Consider the following 13,707-nt stretch of genomic DNA (forward strand, 5'->3'; position numbering starts at 1 on the left):
ATCGGCGACCGACCAGCAGGAGGACACCTCCCTCTGCGGATTCGGTTCAGGTTCGCTCGAGCAGTGCGTACGTCACGCCGAGGACGAGTCCGTAGGCTGCGTGGCCGACGATGCTTTCGACGGCGATGTTCGGCACGGCGGGCGCCATTTCGAAGCCGACCGCCGAAAGCCATATCGGCATAACGATAGCCGCGAGGATTGCCCAGATGACGAGACCGTACGTTATGCCGAGTATTCCACCGGTCGCGAGGCTGGGATTGGTCCGATTGGCAGCCACGAGCACCGCTGCGAAACCGACGCCGATGACGGCTCCGTGTGCCACGTGGATGGCCATGCCGACGGTGCCGCCCTCGAGACCGTACATCGCCGGAATCGCCCCGTCGAGGACGCCCGGCATTTGCATCGCCATCATCGCGCCGAACACGATGGCACCGGCGATGCCGCCGACGGTCCCTGCTTGCCAGGGCTCGAGTGCAGTTCCGGTTCGTTCGCTTCTTCGTATTGACGTTTCCGATGCCATGGTGCGAGGTACGACCTGATCCAGTGTAGCGGTATCTCGGTCTGGTGTCACTCGTTCACATCCGTCTCCGGTCGGACGATTCGACGCGACTCTATGGTTTTCGTGGCATACTTCGTATATGTTTGATGGGTACTGGACTGTCGATAGGGGTGGGTACAACGGGGTGGAACGGCCGACGCGAACCTTCTTTAGATCCGAACACGCAGTTTCACCCGATGGCGGAGCCCCTCCGTATTTCAGCAGGCGAACTCGAAACAGACGCGATCATAGAGGCGATTCAGGACGGACGACGAGTCGTTATTACGACCACCGCAGTGGAGACGGATTACGAGGTAACGCTTCGATACGACGGCTCGGTGTATTACTGCGATACGCCGACGCGACTCCATCGTCACGAGAGCGAGCGAGCGATGCGGGCTTGCATCCGGAAAATGGGATACGGATCGGAGGCCCACGACGAATAATATCGTCCCAGCGGGACAGATACCAACGGCATCGTTTTCATCCCGTCGCGCGTATTACCCGGTATGTCCGAACCTCCGCAGCACCGTCTCGGGGAACTGATGGAGGAATCGAATCCGCCGTTCGAGGAAGTGATGAGCTGCGTGTTCGGCATCGAAAACCACGAAACGTGGACGTATCTCGTGTTATGCGATCAACCCGGGAGCACGATCGACGAACTGGCCGCGACGATGGAGCGCGACCGAAGTACGGTCAATCGCTCACTATCGACGTTACGCGACCGGGGGCTCGCTCGGCGGGACCGACGTCTGCTGGACGGTGGCGGCTACGTCTACCAGTACACCGCAATTGCGCTTCCGGAGGCGAAAGCCCTGCTGCACGATGCCTTGGACACCTGGACGGCCACGGTTCACGACGTAATCGACGAGTTCGACGGCCAAACCAGGTAAGCGACACCACACCCGAATCCACTCACTTTTTCCCCCTCGCCACCTTCTCGACCGACAATGAGTCTCAGCCTCTCCGCTGATCGGCCGACAGTGCCCGCCGACGCCGACGAGGGCGTCTGGCTCGAATGCATCGAGTGCGGCGAGACGTTCGCACCTTTCGCGGACGTTCGGTACACGTGTGACGACTGCAACGGTCTTCTCGAGGTCCGATACGCCGACGTACCGACGTTCGACGACTTCGAAGGCGAGGGCGTCTGGCGCTACGCGGACGCCCTCCCGTTCGAGGCGGGCGTCTCGATTCAAGAGGGGGCGACGCCGCTGTACGAAGTCCCGCGACTGAAGGAATCGATCGGTGTCGAGGCCTTGCGGATCAAACACGAGGGAATGAATCCGACGGGGTCGTTCAAGGACCGCGGAATGACCGTCGGCGTCAGGGTCGCAAGAGAGCTCGGTGTCGATCGATTGGCCTGTGCCTCGACGGGTAACACCAGTGCCGCCCTGGCCGCCTACGGCTCCCGCGGCGGGATGGAAACGCTCGTTCTCCTCCCCGCCGGGAAGGTCGCGGCGGGCAAAATCGCTCAGGCGAGCCTCCACGGCGCGCGCATCCTCGAGGTCGACGGCAATTTCGACGCCTGTCTCGACATCGTTCAGGAACTCGCCGGAAAGGGGGAGGCCTACCTGCTGAATTCGCTGAATCCGTTCCGCCTCGAAGGCCAGAAGACGATCGGCCTCGAGATTCTCGAAGGTTTCCTCGCAGATTACGACGCCGTTCCCGACCGTATCGTGCTCCCCGTCGGGAACGCTGGGAACACGTCTGCGCTGTACAAAGCCTTCCGCGAACTCGTCCAGGCCGGCGCGCTCGCCGAGAGCGACGTCCCGAAACTGACCGGGGTCCAGGCCGCGGGCGCTGCGCCGATGGTCGAAGCGATCGAAAACGGTGCCGATGAGGTCCGCCGCTGGGACAACGTGGAGACGCGTGCGACCGCGATTCGGATCGGCAACCCTGTCAACGCGCCGAAGGCCCTGCCCGGAATCCGCGAGACCGGGGGCACTGCGGTCGCGGTCTCCGACGAGCAAATCACCGATGCTCAGCGCGACCTCGCGGGCGAAGGGATCGGCGTCGAACCCGCCTCCGCTGCCTCCGTCGCCGGTCTGCGAAAACTTCGCGACGAAGGCATCGTCGCCGACGACGAACGCGTTGCCTGTCTCACCACGGGACACTTGCTCAAAGATCCCGACGCTGCGGCCGCCGCCGGTCGAGAACCGGAACCCGTTCCGGCCGACACCGAAGGTATCCTCGCGCACCTTCGAGCGTAACATCGGCCGACTGCACGACTGACGTCGGACGCGTCTGACGCCCGACTGACTGACCTTTTTCCGAAGCAGCGTGGAAGCCGTACGTGGCCCATGTCCGCCGAGCAACGAAGCCCCGACTTCACCACCCCCGCTGACGAACGGATTCGAACCCGTCAGTCGGATTCGACCGACGAACCGATCCACCACTGTGTCAGTCCGAACCACCAGTCCGCTGTCGGCCCGAGCCCCCCTGAACCGCCGCTTTCGTACCGGATCGAACAAACCCGACTCCGAATTCGAATCGCCGTCCTCGAACGCGCACTCGAGACGAGCGAGAACCGTCGGCAGGCCGTAATTCAGCAGTACGAACGCCTTCTCGCAGATCGCAACGATGTGAGTGACCGACACCGCTCCGAGTCACCGTCTCGCTCGCGCTCTCTCCTGGCCCAGATCTTCGCCCGATAGGCTCCTCCGCCTCGCTTGCAGTTTTTCTCCTCTTCGTTCAGGTTTTCCAACAATTTAAATACGAAGGGGGAGCTATCGGTCATAGGGAGTCACAATAACTAATGGCAGAGACCGATTCGTCTGCGGTCTGCCCCGAATGCAACGGCAGATTACGGAGAAGGGGTACTGAAGTTGTCTGTGAAGAATGCGGACTCGTTGTCGCCGAAGACGCGATCGATCGTGGTCCGGAGTGGCGTTCGTTCGACGACGAAGAGACCGACCGTCGACGAACCGGCGCACCGCTGACCCGTTCAAGACACGATCACGGGCTCTCGACGGAAATTGGGTACGGTTCCGGTTCATATTCGGGGTATAGCTCACGAGTAACCGGGCGCAAGCGACGACAGATCGCACGTTTGCGCCGAGAACACAACCGTGCCCGGATCGCGTCGAAAGCGGAGCGCAACCAGGTCTACGGGTTCACGGAAATCAGACGGATGACCGCCTTGCTTTCGCTCCCAGACTCAGCACGAGAGCAGGCCTGCACCCTCTTTGAATCTGCACAGTCCGAAGGACTGTTCCACGGACGGTCACTCGAAGGATTCGCTGCTGCCGCGATCTATGCGACCTGCAGGACGCGTTCGATCGCCCGGACGACCGACGAGATTGCGGCTGTCGCGCGCCGACAGCGACGAACTCTCGGCTGCGTACACTGCCCTGAACCGGGAACTTGGTCTTCCAACGGGGCCGATCGATCCCGCTCAGTACCTTCCCCGCTACGCCTCGAAACTCGACCTCGGGACGGCCGTCGAGCGTCGAGCACGCGAACATATCGATGCACTGCTCGAAGCGAGAAAAATCGGCGGCCGTAACCCGAGCGGCGTTGCCGCGGCTTGCCTGTACAGGGGCTGCCGGTGAACGCGACGAATGGCCCTCGGTCACCCAAGCCGCGGCGGCAGATGTCGCCGACGTCGCACCGGTGACTATCCGTTCGACGGTCGCTGCAATCGACGACCTCGGCGACGATCGGTGAGTACGACGTCCGCTAACGGGGGTGATTCCTTGCCACTACGTCGTTCGAAGAGTGTCCGTACTTGGCTCGTAGACCTCGCCCTTCTGTTTGAGCTTGTCTATCTCGTGTTCGGCCTTGGAGTGGTCCATACCGACTTCCTCGGCACGCTCTAAAACGATGTCGACCGGCGCACCGTCGTCGTACTCCTCTTCGATATCGCTAATGAGCTGTTTGAGGTTCTTGATTCGGTCGCGCTGGGACTTCGAGGTGCCGGCTTCGACGATGTCCGCGTCGAACTCGCCGGTCTCGGGATCGACCCCGACGTCCTGGAGACACGAGCGAACGATTTCGATGACCTGCTCGGCGTCCGACTGTTCGACCGTGTCCGACAGCCGAACGCGAGCACTCGCCTCCGAGAGGCGAACCAGCGCCTCGAGCTTTCGTGCCGTGACGGGTACGGCGGCATCTTCGTCGGTTCCCTTCGAGCGCAGATCGACGTAGAACTCACGGATGGCCTCGCGGGCCTCCTCGGTCATCCGCGGGTGGCAGTTTTGTTTGGCGTAGGCGATGTACTTGCGCAGGAGTTCGGCGTCGATTTCCGGATCGACTTGCGCCGTCATCTCGTCGATTTCCTCGGTGGTCACCTCGAGCGAGGACAGTTGTTCGCGCTGAGTGGTCAACTCGCCGGCGTAGTTCGTCGTGATGATGTGTTCTGCGAGATTCCGATCTTTCTCTTCGTCCGGCGTGTCGGTGACGGTGAATATCAGGTCGAACCGTGAAATCAGTGCTGGTTCGAGGTCGATCTGCTCGCTGATTGGCTCGTACTGGTCGAATCGGCCGTACTTGGGGTTAGCTGCGCCAAGCAGCGAACATCGGGACTTGAGCGTGGCGTTGATACCCGCTTTGGAAACCGATATCTTCTGTTGCTCCAACGCCTCATGCATGGCGCTCCGGTCTTCCGCGCGCATTTTATCGAGTTCGTCGATGGCGGCGATCCCTTGATCGGCGAGGACGAGCGCACCAGCCTCGAGGGTCCACTGCTGGCCGTCTCCGAAGTCGTCGCGAACGGCAGCCGCAGTAAGTCCGGCCGAGGACGACCCTTTCCCAGAGGTGTAGACGGCTCGAGGTGCGATGTTCTGAATGTAGCTCAGCATCTGCGATTTACCAGTTCCCGGGTCACCGATCAGCAACATGTGCAGGTCCCCCCGGATTCTCGAGCCGTCGGGCAACTGCTTCGTGACGCCCGAGAATAACTGCAGGATCATCGCGAGTTTCTCCTGCTCGTAGCCGTAGATGGAGGGCGCGATCGAGGCGATCATGTGCTCGTAGATGTCGTCTCGATTCGAAATCTCGTAGATTGCCTTCTTGTCCTCCTCGGTGATGTCCATGTCCTCGAACTGCTCTTCGTCGATATCGACGGACATGCCCTCCATGTAGAAGTCGAAGACGGGAGATTTCTCCTGCTGGTCGCCCTGTTGCTCGAGCCGGAGGACGCCGGTCGCGGAGACGTGATCACCGGGGGTTACTTCGCCCGTGATATCGTCTTCGACGTGGATGTCGAGCGACTGTGGCGTTTCACCACCCCGGAGCCCTTCGGGACTTTCCTGAATGCGAAGCTTCTGCGAGTCGACGAACTCCGATTGATCGAAGTTGACGCGGAATGGTCCCTGCCGTTCACAGCCCTGACATTCGTGGGGTTCCTGGAAGTCGCCGCTCGACTGGGGAACTCGAGTGAGGGTGCCACAGAGCTGGCATTCGAAGGCAGCTTCCTCGATTTTGGGGCGGACATCGGTGGCTTTCCGGACGATTCCACGGACCTGAACGAGGGAGTTCATGTCCCGCGCGCGAATCTCCCTGATCTCGGGCGATTCCGTCTCGGGGAGGTTTCGAACTCGGACGTGGGCCTGTCCGAGACTCACGTCGATCGGCAGGTCGTACAGTCGCAGTGCTTCTTCCCCGTAGCGCTGCAGTTGTTCGGGCTGTGCGATATAGTCGTCTGCAAGGTCGGGATCGAATCGGTAGAGGTCCTGCCAGTCGACGTGCAGTGAGCGCTGTTCGTTCGGGTACTGCTGGGCAAGCTGTTTGATCTCGTTGTCGTAGTAGTTGCGGAAGAACTGCTCGAAGGAGTCGACGAGTTCGGAATTTCCCGCTTGCGCCATTGCACCGTTCTAGGACCGGCATCCGGTATAAATGGTCGTATCCCTCGGTGAAACTGATCGGGTGCTGTCTTCCTCGCTTATCACTGCCTTCTGCGCTGCGTGGTACTGCCACGTTCACGAATAGACCGGACCGTTGGTGCTCGTTCCGGGTGCTCGAGATCATGGCTCCATCACGAAGCGCATTTGAGACGGCGACCAAATCAGGACCTCGTCGTTCGAATACTCGTCATTCCGCCTCGGCCACTCCCTCAGGCTTTGATGCGAGTTGCGGACCACATCCCCTTCCAACGAGATAGCTAGCAGCAAAGTAAATATAGAAACGAATGAAACCATTCACAAATATAAATAATCTAGACAATCCTGGGAAGAACGCAGATACCATCAACTGTCTGCCACTGCGGTAAGCTGCGGCCCACACCCGCTCGCAATGAGGTATGTCGCGATATAGTACATGTAAAAATTAATTATGGCTAATACGACCAGCATGAGCTGGGGGTCGATCAGTAAACGGACATCGATTAAAGGGAAGAATCTCCCGAGCGTGTACACCAATATGCTGTATGGGATGAATGCCTTAACATACCGCTTTGAAATCCCTGCATTTTTTATCGCTTTGAAATCAAATCCAGAAGAGAATTGATCTTCTATCGCAAAGTTAGTTAATGCGATAGGTGCCACGTACGATGTAATCAGGAACAAAAGAATACCAAATCCAGAAATAACATATATCCTAAAATAAGCGCCACCGAGCCATATCGATACGCTGGGAAGAAAGAAAATTACACCGATGAGTAATGTCTTGACCCCATCGATAAACAATTCCTTCCCGTTGTTGAATTTTGGTCTGCTATCTATATCAGCCCCAGCAGCTCTCGCAACACGCAGGTAAAAACCTGTCACGAATATTGTCAGCGCAGGTGTTGTGAGATATATAATGGAATATGATCTCGGATCTATCGTTAAGTCGATAATTATGAAAATCGGATATAGTAACAGCAATCCTCCCCCAATCAACCCTTCCACGTACCATTCATCCCCCTTGAATGGATAGGAAACTGCCTCCCTAATCATACGTTATACTATCTCTCGAGCCGTAAGTAATTTACTGAATGCAGGATGTGAAATATAACAGCTGCGAAGAATGTGAGGATAGACACTAGGGGAAACTCGAGGGACGAACTCCATTGAAATGGAAAGAGTACACTAGTAACAAAATAGCATATGCAATGGCGTCACAAGGATCTGGGAAGAGATATTTGCCAGGAAGTTCGTCGGCCTCTGGTACCCATTTCAATAACTCACGTCAACCTGGGTTAAACATGAGACGGTCAAGTGACTTGGTCAGTAAAGAAAACCGTCTCAAAAATCAATATATTCAGATAATGCTGGTCTTATGTGGGCAAAGTACAGGTAATATATGATGCACAGTAGGATCGCGCTAGCTATCTGTGTCTCGTTAGTGTATAGACCGTACACACCAGAATATGAATAGTCAAACATTGGGTGAATACGCTGTAATGCCGGATGAATATAATGGGTGAATGCGATAGCAACCAAAACTGCAATTATCGCCATTTCAATAAATATTGAATTCTTCTCCATAACACGTTTCACATTTTCTAGGATTTCTTTCCCCATATTGAGTCCCTTTATTATCTAATCAATATTCAACCAATCAATCTACTTCCATACGATGCATTATTCTGCCTCGATACTAACCATAACGGTTGGCTTTTTTGCCAAGCATGCGAGTACAGTTTATCCTCTCTATCCGATGTAGGATTTTGACACATCGTTCTCACGATCTATATTACGTTATCCAGTCTGGGACTCTGGCAAGTCCTTGCACAATTGCTCAACGTCTTCGGAAACTTCCTGGCTTCCACACTCTTCTTCGAGAGTTCTGTATTTTTCAATGGTTTTACCTTTATCTAATACATTGTATGTATCCGGGAGGTTGTCCAGGATTTTTAGCGTCCGCTGCAAGTTTGAAGGTTTTGTTGCTGTCTTATCCAGCAATTGGATTGCTACTTCACCGTGAATGTCTTCTTCCAGCAGATATCTCATATCCGCTTCTGATACCCCTCTCTTTTTCAGGCCCTCCATCTTTTTCAGGTTTCCTCTCTTTGCGGCCCAATCACGGACATTTCTCCAGTCTGAACCGTGCTTACCAGTTAGTTTGGTCGCTCTACCATTGGTATACTGATCAAGTGTTTTGGCATTCGCTGGGCTCTTTCCGAGATTCTTTGCCACTATTCCAGCATTGTCTGCTTTCGAACTTCCCTTCAGTGCTTTCTTGATCTTGCCAAATTTCTTCGTTGCTCGGGCGCTATCGCCAAGCACTGGGACCGCCCCGAGGGCCGAGATACCCGCCTGAGCGTGGTTGCCATGTCTATAGTGTGCTTCTGCATCTAATAGATCCCTGGCACTCCCATAATATGGAATGAAACTTCCCCCTAGATGTCCGACTTGATACGATGCAGATGCTGCTTGATTCGGTGCTACGCACGATGGATCATACGGATCACAAGTAGGATCGTACGCACTGTAACCCGGATTACCCCATGAACCCAAAGCTGCTCCTTTTATAGAATTCGTATAGAACTGGAAGTCGCCTCCAGACATAAACAGATTTTGCGGGCCTGGGATCGGTCCAGCCATCGTCATTCTCCCAATAATAGCCTCAGGCGAATGTTCCCAGATTGCTTTCCCGTTTCCATTGAGATCCCCCCGCAGCATACTCCCTGGTGTCGGGAGATCTTCATCGAACACCGTGTGTTTTGCAATAGTTCCTCCCGGATCATCCATGAAATTGTCTACTCCATTTTTTCCACCAGTAACGACGTCTCCCGCAAATTCCGTGCCGCCATTGATTTTCCCACCGACGTACTCTTTTCCACCATTGATCTGCTCACCAGCAAATTCTCCGGCACCCTTTGCCTTACCTTTCCCGTAGGCTACCCCCTTGTCTTTACAGGTGCCCCATGTCCCCACACTCAGCACTTTACAATTCTCGTCGTCGCCACCCGAGTCACTGCTGTCACCCGAGTCACTGCTGCCACCCGAGCCACCGTCGCCACCTGAGCCCGTGTTTACCGGCGTTCCACCTTCCCGTCCATTCAGTTCGGAAACAGGCGTTCCTGACACGTCGGAATCTGCGTTCACCGTTATCGATTCAATCACCTTCGACTCGTCGTACTCGCTGACGTCGATCGTGAGCCCTACACTGACGCTTTGTCCAGGCTTCAGAGAGATGGCGTTCGCTTTGCGTTCGATTGGGTGGCCCGATTTCACTGTGAACGTGACGTCTTCGTGGACTTCGTCCAGCCAGATTCCGATCGGCTGATCGCCCTGATTCGTGATCGTAAACACGTCTCGAATACCGGTCTTTGCGCCGCGATTGATACCGCCGCCGCCCCCTTTCTTGACTGATTCGTCCAACGCGAGCTGTAATTCACCGTTCTTCGTTGTGGCATACTCGCCGTTGGGTCCGTCTGACGGCTCGAGGCCGATGAACGCGTTCGCGTCGCCGACGACGTCGACGTTGGCATCCCGGTCTGCGGTGAGACTCGAGAATGCGCCTGGGCCGAAAACAGCGCTGCTGACGACTGCGACCGTAATTAACACGATGCCGAGTTGTTTCGTCCGGTTCATTGGTGTCTTCGTCGCGTGAGGTGTGCCTGCGGCTGAATTCTCGTCTCAGTCTGTGGTTGGATCCCGACTCGGCCCGTCGATCGGTGACGGACTGGCTGGTAGCCGTTTCGTATCGGAAAGTCCCGAAATCCGAACGGATGTATGAAATACGGTCGAACGCGCGCGTCGCGTGGCCGTCGCTGGCGCTTGCGTTGTGTGCCGCTGTGAGGGCCGCGCCTGCGGGGACCTGTCGCCGTCCGACGACCACGCAACTGGCTCATCGCGTGTGGTTATTCACCGCTGCTTGAGCCACCGTTACCGCTCGAGCCGCTGTCTGGGCCGCCAGCGGCTTTTTCGTCGGATTCGGCGATGACCGTCACTTCGCCGCCGTCGTTACCTTTGATGAGGCTCTCGGCCCCGTTGCCGCTGTACTCGTATCCGGTGGTGTCGACTTCGATGCCGACGTTGATTTCCTCACCGGGGCTGATGCTGTTTCCATTGATCGGCTTCCCGGAGTCGCTGTCGTAGAAGGTGACGGTGTCGCCGGCTGATTGGTAATCGAGCCGGACGGATACTTCCTGAGCGCCCTGATTAGTGATCGTGAAGACGTTGTCTATCGTGGTGACAGCCTCCGGGTTGACACCCTGGCCGCTGCCTTTGATGTCGGCATTCTCGCTCAGGTAGAGCCCGAGTGTGCCGCCTTCGTTTTTCGCGTAGCCTTTTTCTTCGTTTGCTTCGAGACCGAGGAATGCATCCTCGTCGCCTGTGACTTTGACCTCTGCCGTTCGATCCGCTTTGACACTCGTGAACGCGCCCGTCGCAGTGACCATCGACGCTGCGAGGATGAACGCGACCAGTGCCAGGAGTTTGCCTCGTGGGACGTACATGATTGATCTCGTGTTCTGTCCCGCAAGCGCCGTCCGCTGCGGGGTTGGGTTGATACATTCAGCTACTACACCATTGTATTCAACACCGTGAACCGACTCACGGAAGCCGTGAATGCCACTTTTAGAAACTGGGATCGATTATTCACCAGTTAGAAACGGAGTCGCTTGCGCTCGAGCGTAGCTCAGTCATGCGATTTTGAAATTAATACCGAATACTACCCTTCTTAATTACTTAATCAGAAAGGTTAAAGTATAGTACATACGGACGAATAGTGGGGGGATCGACAATGGCACAGGGCTTCAGGCGCGTTCAAACCACACTCACGCGCAAACGTTGATGACTGAATGTATGGTTTCCGCAATAGAGACGAGTGAAAACGAGGGGGACGAACTGACGAAAGATACGCTGTTTCACCTGCTCGAGAGCCGGCGACGTCGGTGGACCATCCGCTATCTCAAACAGCGCGGTGGGAGAGCGGATATCGGGGACCTTGCGGAACAGATCGCCGCGTGGGAAAACGAAACGTCCACCGATCGGGTGTCCTCGCAACAGCGCAAACGCGCGTACACGGCACTACAGCAGCGTCATGTTCCGAGGCTCGATAAGGCGGGTGTCGTCGACTTCGACCGAAACCGTGGCACGGTCGAGGTCACCGATCGGATGCAAGAACTCGATGTCTATCTCGAGGTCGTTCCGAAACGCGACATTCCGTGGAGTACGTACTATCTCGGTCTGGGCATCGTCAGTTGTACGTGGGTCGGTCTCATGGCGGTTGTGCAATCTCCGTTCGAATCGGCTCCAGACCTCGGCTGGGCGGCACTCATCGGATTCTTGTTTACTGCCTCCGCGGCGGTCCACACGTACCGGTCGAACAAACTGCCAAACGACCCACACGACACGCTCCCGGAGTCTGAGCTATGAAACGACGAAAAATGATCGGACTGGGACTGATGGCCGGTAGCGCGGGGTTCGTTGCGTTTCCGACGGGATCGTATAGTACCACCTCCGCTGATAGGGGCGCCGCTATCGCCGTCGCTGACAACTCGAACGCCTATCTCGAACTCGAGACTGACGAGGCGAGAGTGACGTCTGCTGGCGAAACCGCTGTCTCTGTTGGATCGATAACGAACAATTTTGTCGACGAGGTCATGACGGTCGATATCTGGAGTACCGATGTCGCGGACTCGGTCGTTCAGGAGGTGTACCCATCTACTCGGTGGCTCAAGCCGGGGAAGTCCACCGATATAAATGCGACCGTCCGCTGTGAGAGCGGAACCCAGGAGGTCGAGTTGGTCTCGGTCGACATTGAGGCATCAGGTTCGGATACCGAGGTCTCGACGACGGAGACTGTCGAAATAACGTGTGACGTTCCGGAACCGCCGGAATCAGACGACTCATCAACTGACTCGAACGAACCGTCTGAGCCTGGTGAACCGCCGGAGTTCCCATTCCCATTCCCACTCCATCGATGATTTCGAGCACGGTGACGGAGCAGTTACGGTCCTGGAGGCCGGGAAGCGTAAGCCGGCCATCGATCGGAGCGATCGGTATCCTTCTCGACCGATCGGAATGGTACAGCCGTGTCGTCATCGTCCGGAAATCAGGATCCGATCGGCCCGGGCGATGGGGAACCGAAACGGAATCGAGAGACAATCAGAAACAATACATATAATTTAAATTATATGTGGGGACGCGTCAAATCAGCAGTGTACCTGTTCGTCGTCCTCGCTATCGTTGCCGTTGCGCTCGGACACGTCATCGGACAGCCCGTTCTCCTTTCGTATGTCATCAGCGACAGCATGGAACCGACGATTTCGGAGGGTGACGGCTATCTCGTCGTTCCGGCTGCTCTCTCCGGACCACCTGAAGAGGGAGATATCATCGTCTTCGAGTCGAAGACGCTCGAGAACGACGGCGGACTCACGACCCATCGGGTGGCCGAACGGACGGATGAAGGATACGTTACGAAGGGTGATGCGAACCCCTTTACCGATCAATCCAACGATGAGCCGCCAGTAAAAGAGGCCCAGATCGTGGGCAAAGCGGTTCAGATCGGCGATGATCCGATCGTTATTCCACATCTCGGTAGCGCGCTCGGTCTGATTCGTGGCGGCGTCCAAAACACACAGCGAACACTTGCGACGACGTTCGGAATCCGATCACTACAGGGATCGAACGGACTCGCATATCTCCTGTTCGGAGTTGGCTGTCTGCTTTTCGTCGGAAGCACTGTTACGGAACGCCGAAACGGTCCGAAGGCCCGACGATCCAGAAACCGTCGAACTGGCCTGTTCCCTCGCGGGATCCCGACGTGGATAGTCGCTGCCACGCTCGCCGGAGTACTTATCACATCGTTGACGATGACGATGGTTCTTGCCGGTGGTACCCACGAATTTGGCGTCGTCAGCGCCGAGTCTCCCTCGCAAAGTCCGACCGTCATCGAGTCGGGTGGGTCGGATACGATCGAGTACACCGTTCCCAACGATGGTGTTCTCCCGATCGTTGCCTACGTCGACCCGGCGAGCAAGGGTGTCGAGACTCCGGACAAGCAACTCCGCGTCGGCCCCGGCGACCGCGAGACGGTCGTCGTAGAACTTTCCGTCCCTGAATCGACCGGGTATTACAATCGTTATGTTACCGAGTATCGATATATCCGAATCCTCCCCCAGTCGGTAATCCACGCCCTCTATCGACTGCATCCGTGGCTCCCGATACTCGTGATCGATGTGTTAGTGTTCAGTCTCGTTTTTGCCGGTACACTGGCAATTATCGGCCGCGGACGGATTCGTCCTCGCTCTCGTCGATCGCTTTTCCAGCGCATTAAGAGGTCATTCGGGTGATACC

13 protein-coding genes and 1 pseudogene are annotated in these 13,707 nt (G+C 56.6%); 8 read left to right on the forward strand and 6 right to left on the reverse strand.

Annotated elements, in window-relative coordinates; all coding sequences use genetic code 11:
• Positions 1 to 46 precede the first annotated feature (46 nt).
• Positions 47 to 520, reverse strand: a complete 474-nt coding sequence (locus HYG82_RS35910; protein ID WP_179262211.1) for a histidine kinase — start codon at positions 518 to 520, stop codon at positions 47 to 49.
• A 215-nt stretch (positions 521 to 735) separates the two neighbouring features.
• On the opposite strand from HYG82_RS35910, the gene HYG82_RS35915 reads away from it, so the two are divergent.
• From HYG82_RS35915 to HYG82_RS35935, 5 genes and pseudogenes are all read left to right on the forward strand, one after another.
• Entirely contained in the window at positions 736 to 984 is a 249-nt protein-coding gene (locus HYG82_RS35915) for a DUF8001 family protein (protein WP_179262213.1), read from the forward strand.
• 63 nt (positions 985 to 1,047) lie between these two features.
• Entirely contained in the window at positions 1,048 to 1,431 is a 384-nt protein-coding gene (locus HYG82_RS35920; protein ID WP_179262215.1) for a helix-turn-helix domain-containing protein, read from the forward strand.
• Positions 1,432 to 1,488: 57 nt separating this feature from the next.
• Positions 1,489 to 2,748, forward strand: a complete 1,260-nt coding sequence (thrC, locus tag HYG82_RS35925; RefSeq protein WP_179262217.1) for a threonine synthase — start codon at positions 1,489 to 1,491, stop codon at positions 2,746 to 2,748.
• Between the two features lie 90 nt (positions 2,749 to 2,838).
• Positions 2,839 to 3,192 (forward strand): hypothetical protein, encoded by a 354-nt coding sequence (locus tag HYG82_RS35930; protein ID WP_179262219.1) that lies wholly within the window; start codon positions 2,839 to 2,841, stop codon positions 3,190 to 3,192.
• A gap of 101 nt (positions 3,193 to 3,293) precedes the next feature.
• A pseudogene (locus HYG82_RS35935) lies at positions 3,294 to 4,204 on the forward strand (transcription initiation factor IIB).
• Between the two features lie 35 nt (positions 4,205 to 4,239).
• On the opposite strand, the gene HYG82_RS35940 reads toward HYG82_RS35935, so the two are convergent.
• The 5 genes from HYG82_RS35940 to HYG82_RS35960 form a co-directional block, all read right to left on the reverse strand.
• Positions 4,240 to 6,342, reverse strand: a complete 2,103-nt coding sequence (locus tag HYG82_RS35940; protein ID WP_179262221.1) for a minichromosome maintenance protein MCM — start codon at positions 6,340 to 6,342, stop codon at positions 4,240 to 4,242.
• Positions 6,343 to 6,723: 381 nt separating this feature from the next.
• A complete protein-coding gene (locus HYG82_RS35945; protein ID WP_179262222.1) occupies positions 6,724 to 7,413 on the reverse strand; it encodes a DUF4013 domain-containing protein in 690 nt (229 codons plus the stop codon).
• 288 nt (positions 7,414 to 7,701) lie between these two features.
• Positions 7,702 to 7,980 carry a hypothetical protein gene (locus HYG82_RS35950; RefSeq protein ID WP_235217719.1) on the reverse strand — a complete coding sequence of 93 codons (279 nt, stop codon included), beginning with the start codon at positions 7,978 to 7,980 and terminating at the stop codon, positions 7,702 to 7,704.
• Between the two features lie 177 nt (positions 7,981 to 8,157).
• Positions 8,158 to 9,996 carry a hypothetical protein gene (locus HYG82_RS35955; RefSeq protein WP_179262224.1) on the reverse strand — a complete coding sequence of 613 codons (1,839 nt, stop codon included), beginning with the start codon at positions 9,994 to 9,996 and terminating at the stop codon, positions 8,158 to 8,160.
• 269 nt (positions 9,997 to 10,265) lie between these two features.
• Positions 10,266 to 10,862, reverse strand: a complete 597-nt coding sequence (locus HYG82_RS35960; RefSeq protein WP_179262226.1) for a DUF1102 domain-containing protein — start codon at positions 10,860 to 10,862, stop codon at positions 10,266 to 10,268.
• A gap of 349 nt (positions 10,863 to 11,211) precedes the next feature.
• On the opposite strand from HYG82_RS35960, the gene HYG82_RS35965 reads away from it, so the two are divergent.
• The 3 genes from HYG82_RS35965 to HYG82_RS35975 all read left to right on the forward strand — a co-directional run bounded on the left by HYG82_RS35965 (position 11,212) and on the right by HYG82_RS35975 (position 13,703).
• Entirely contained in the window at positions 11,212 to 11,784 is a 573-nt protein-coding gene (locus tag HYG82_RS35965) for a DUF7344 domain-containing protein (protein WP_179262228.1), read from the forward strand.
• A complete protein-coding gene (locus tag HYG82_RS35970) occupies positions 11,781 to 12,335 on the forward strand; it encodes a hypothetical protein (protein WP_179262230.1) in 555 nt (184 codons plus the stop codon). Before HYG82_RS35965 ends, HYG82_RS35970 begins: the two co-directional genes overlap by 4 nt.
• A gap of 210 nt (positions 12,336 to 12,545) precedes the next feature.
• Positions 12,546 to 13,703, forward strand: a complete 1,158-nt coding sequence (locus tag HYG82_RS35975) for a signal peptidase I (protein WP_179262232.1) — start codon at positions 12,546 to 12,548, stop codon at positions 13,701 to 13,703.
• Positions 13,704 to 13,707: the final 4 nt, after the last annotated feature.

The organism is Natrinema halophilum (genome assembly GCF_013402815.2).
Classification (GTDB): domain Archaea; phylum Halobacteriota; class Halobacteria; order Halobacteriales; family Natrialbaceae; genus Natrinema; species Natrinema halophilum.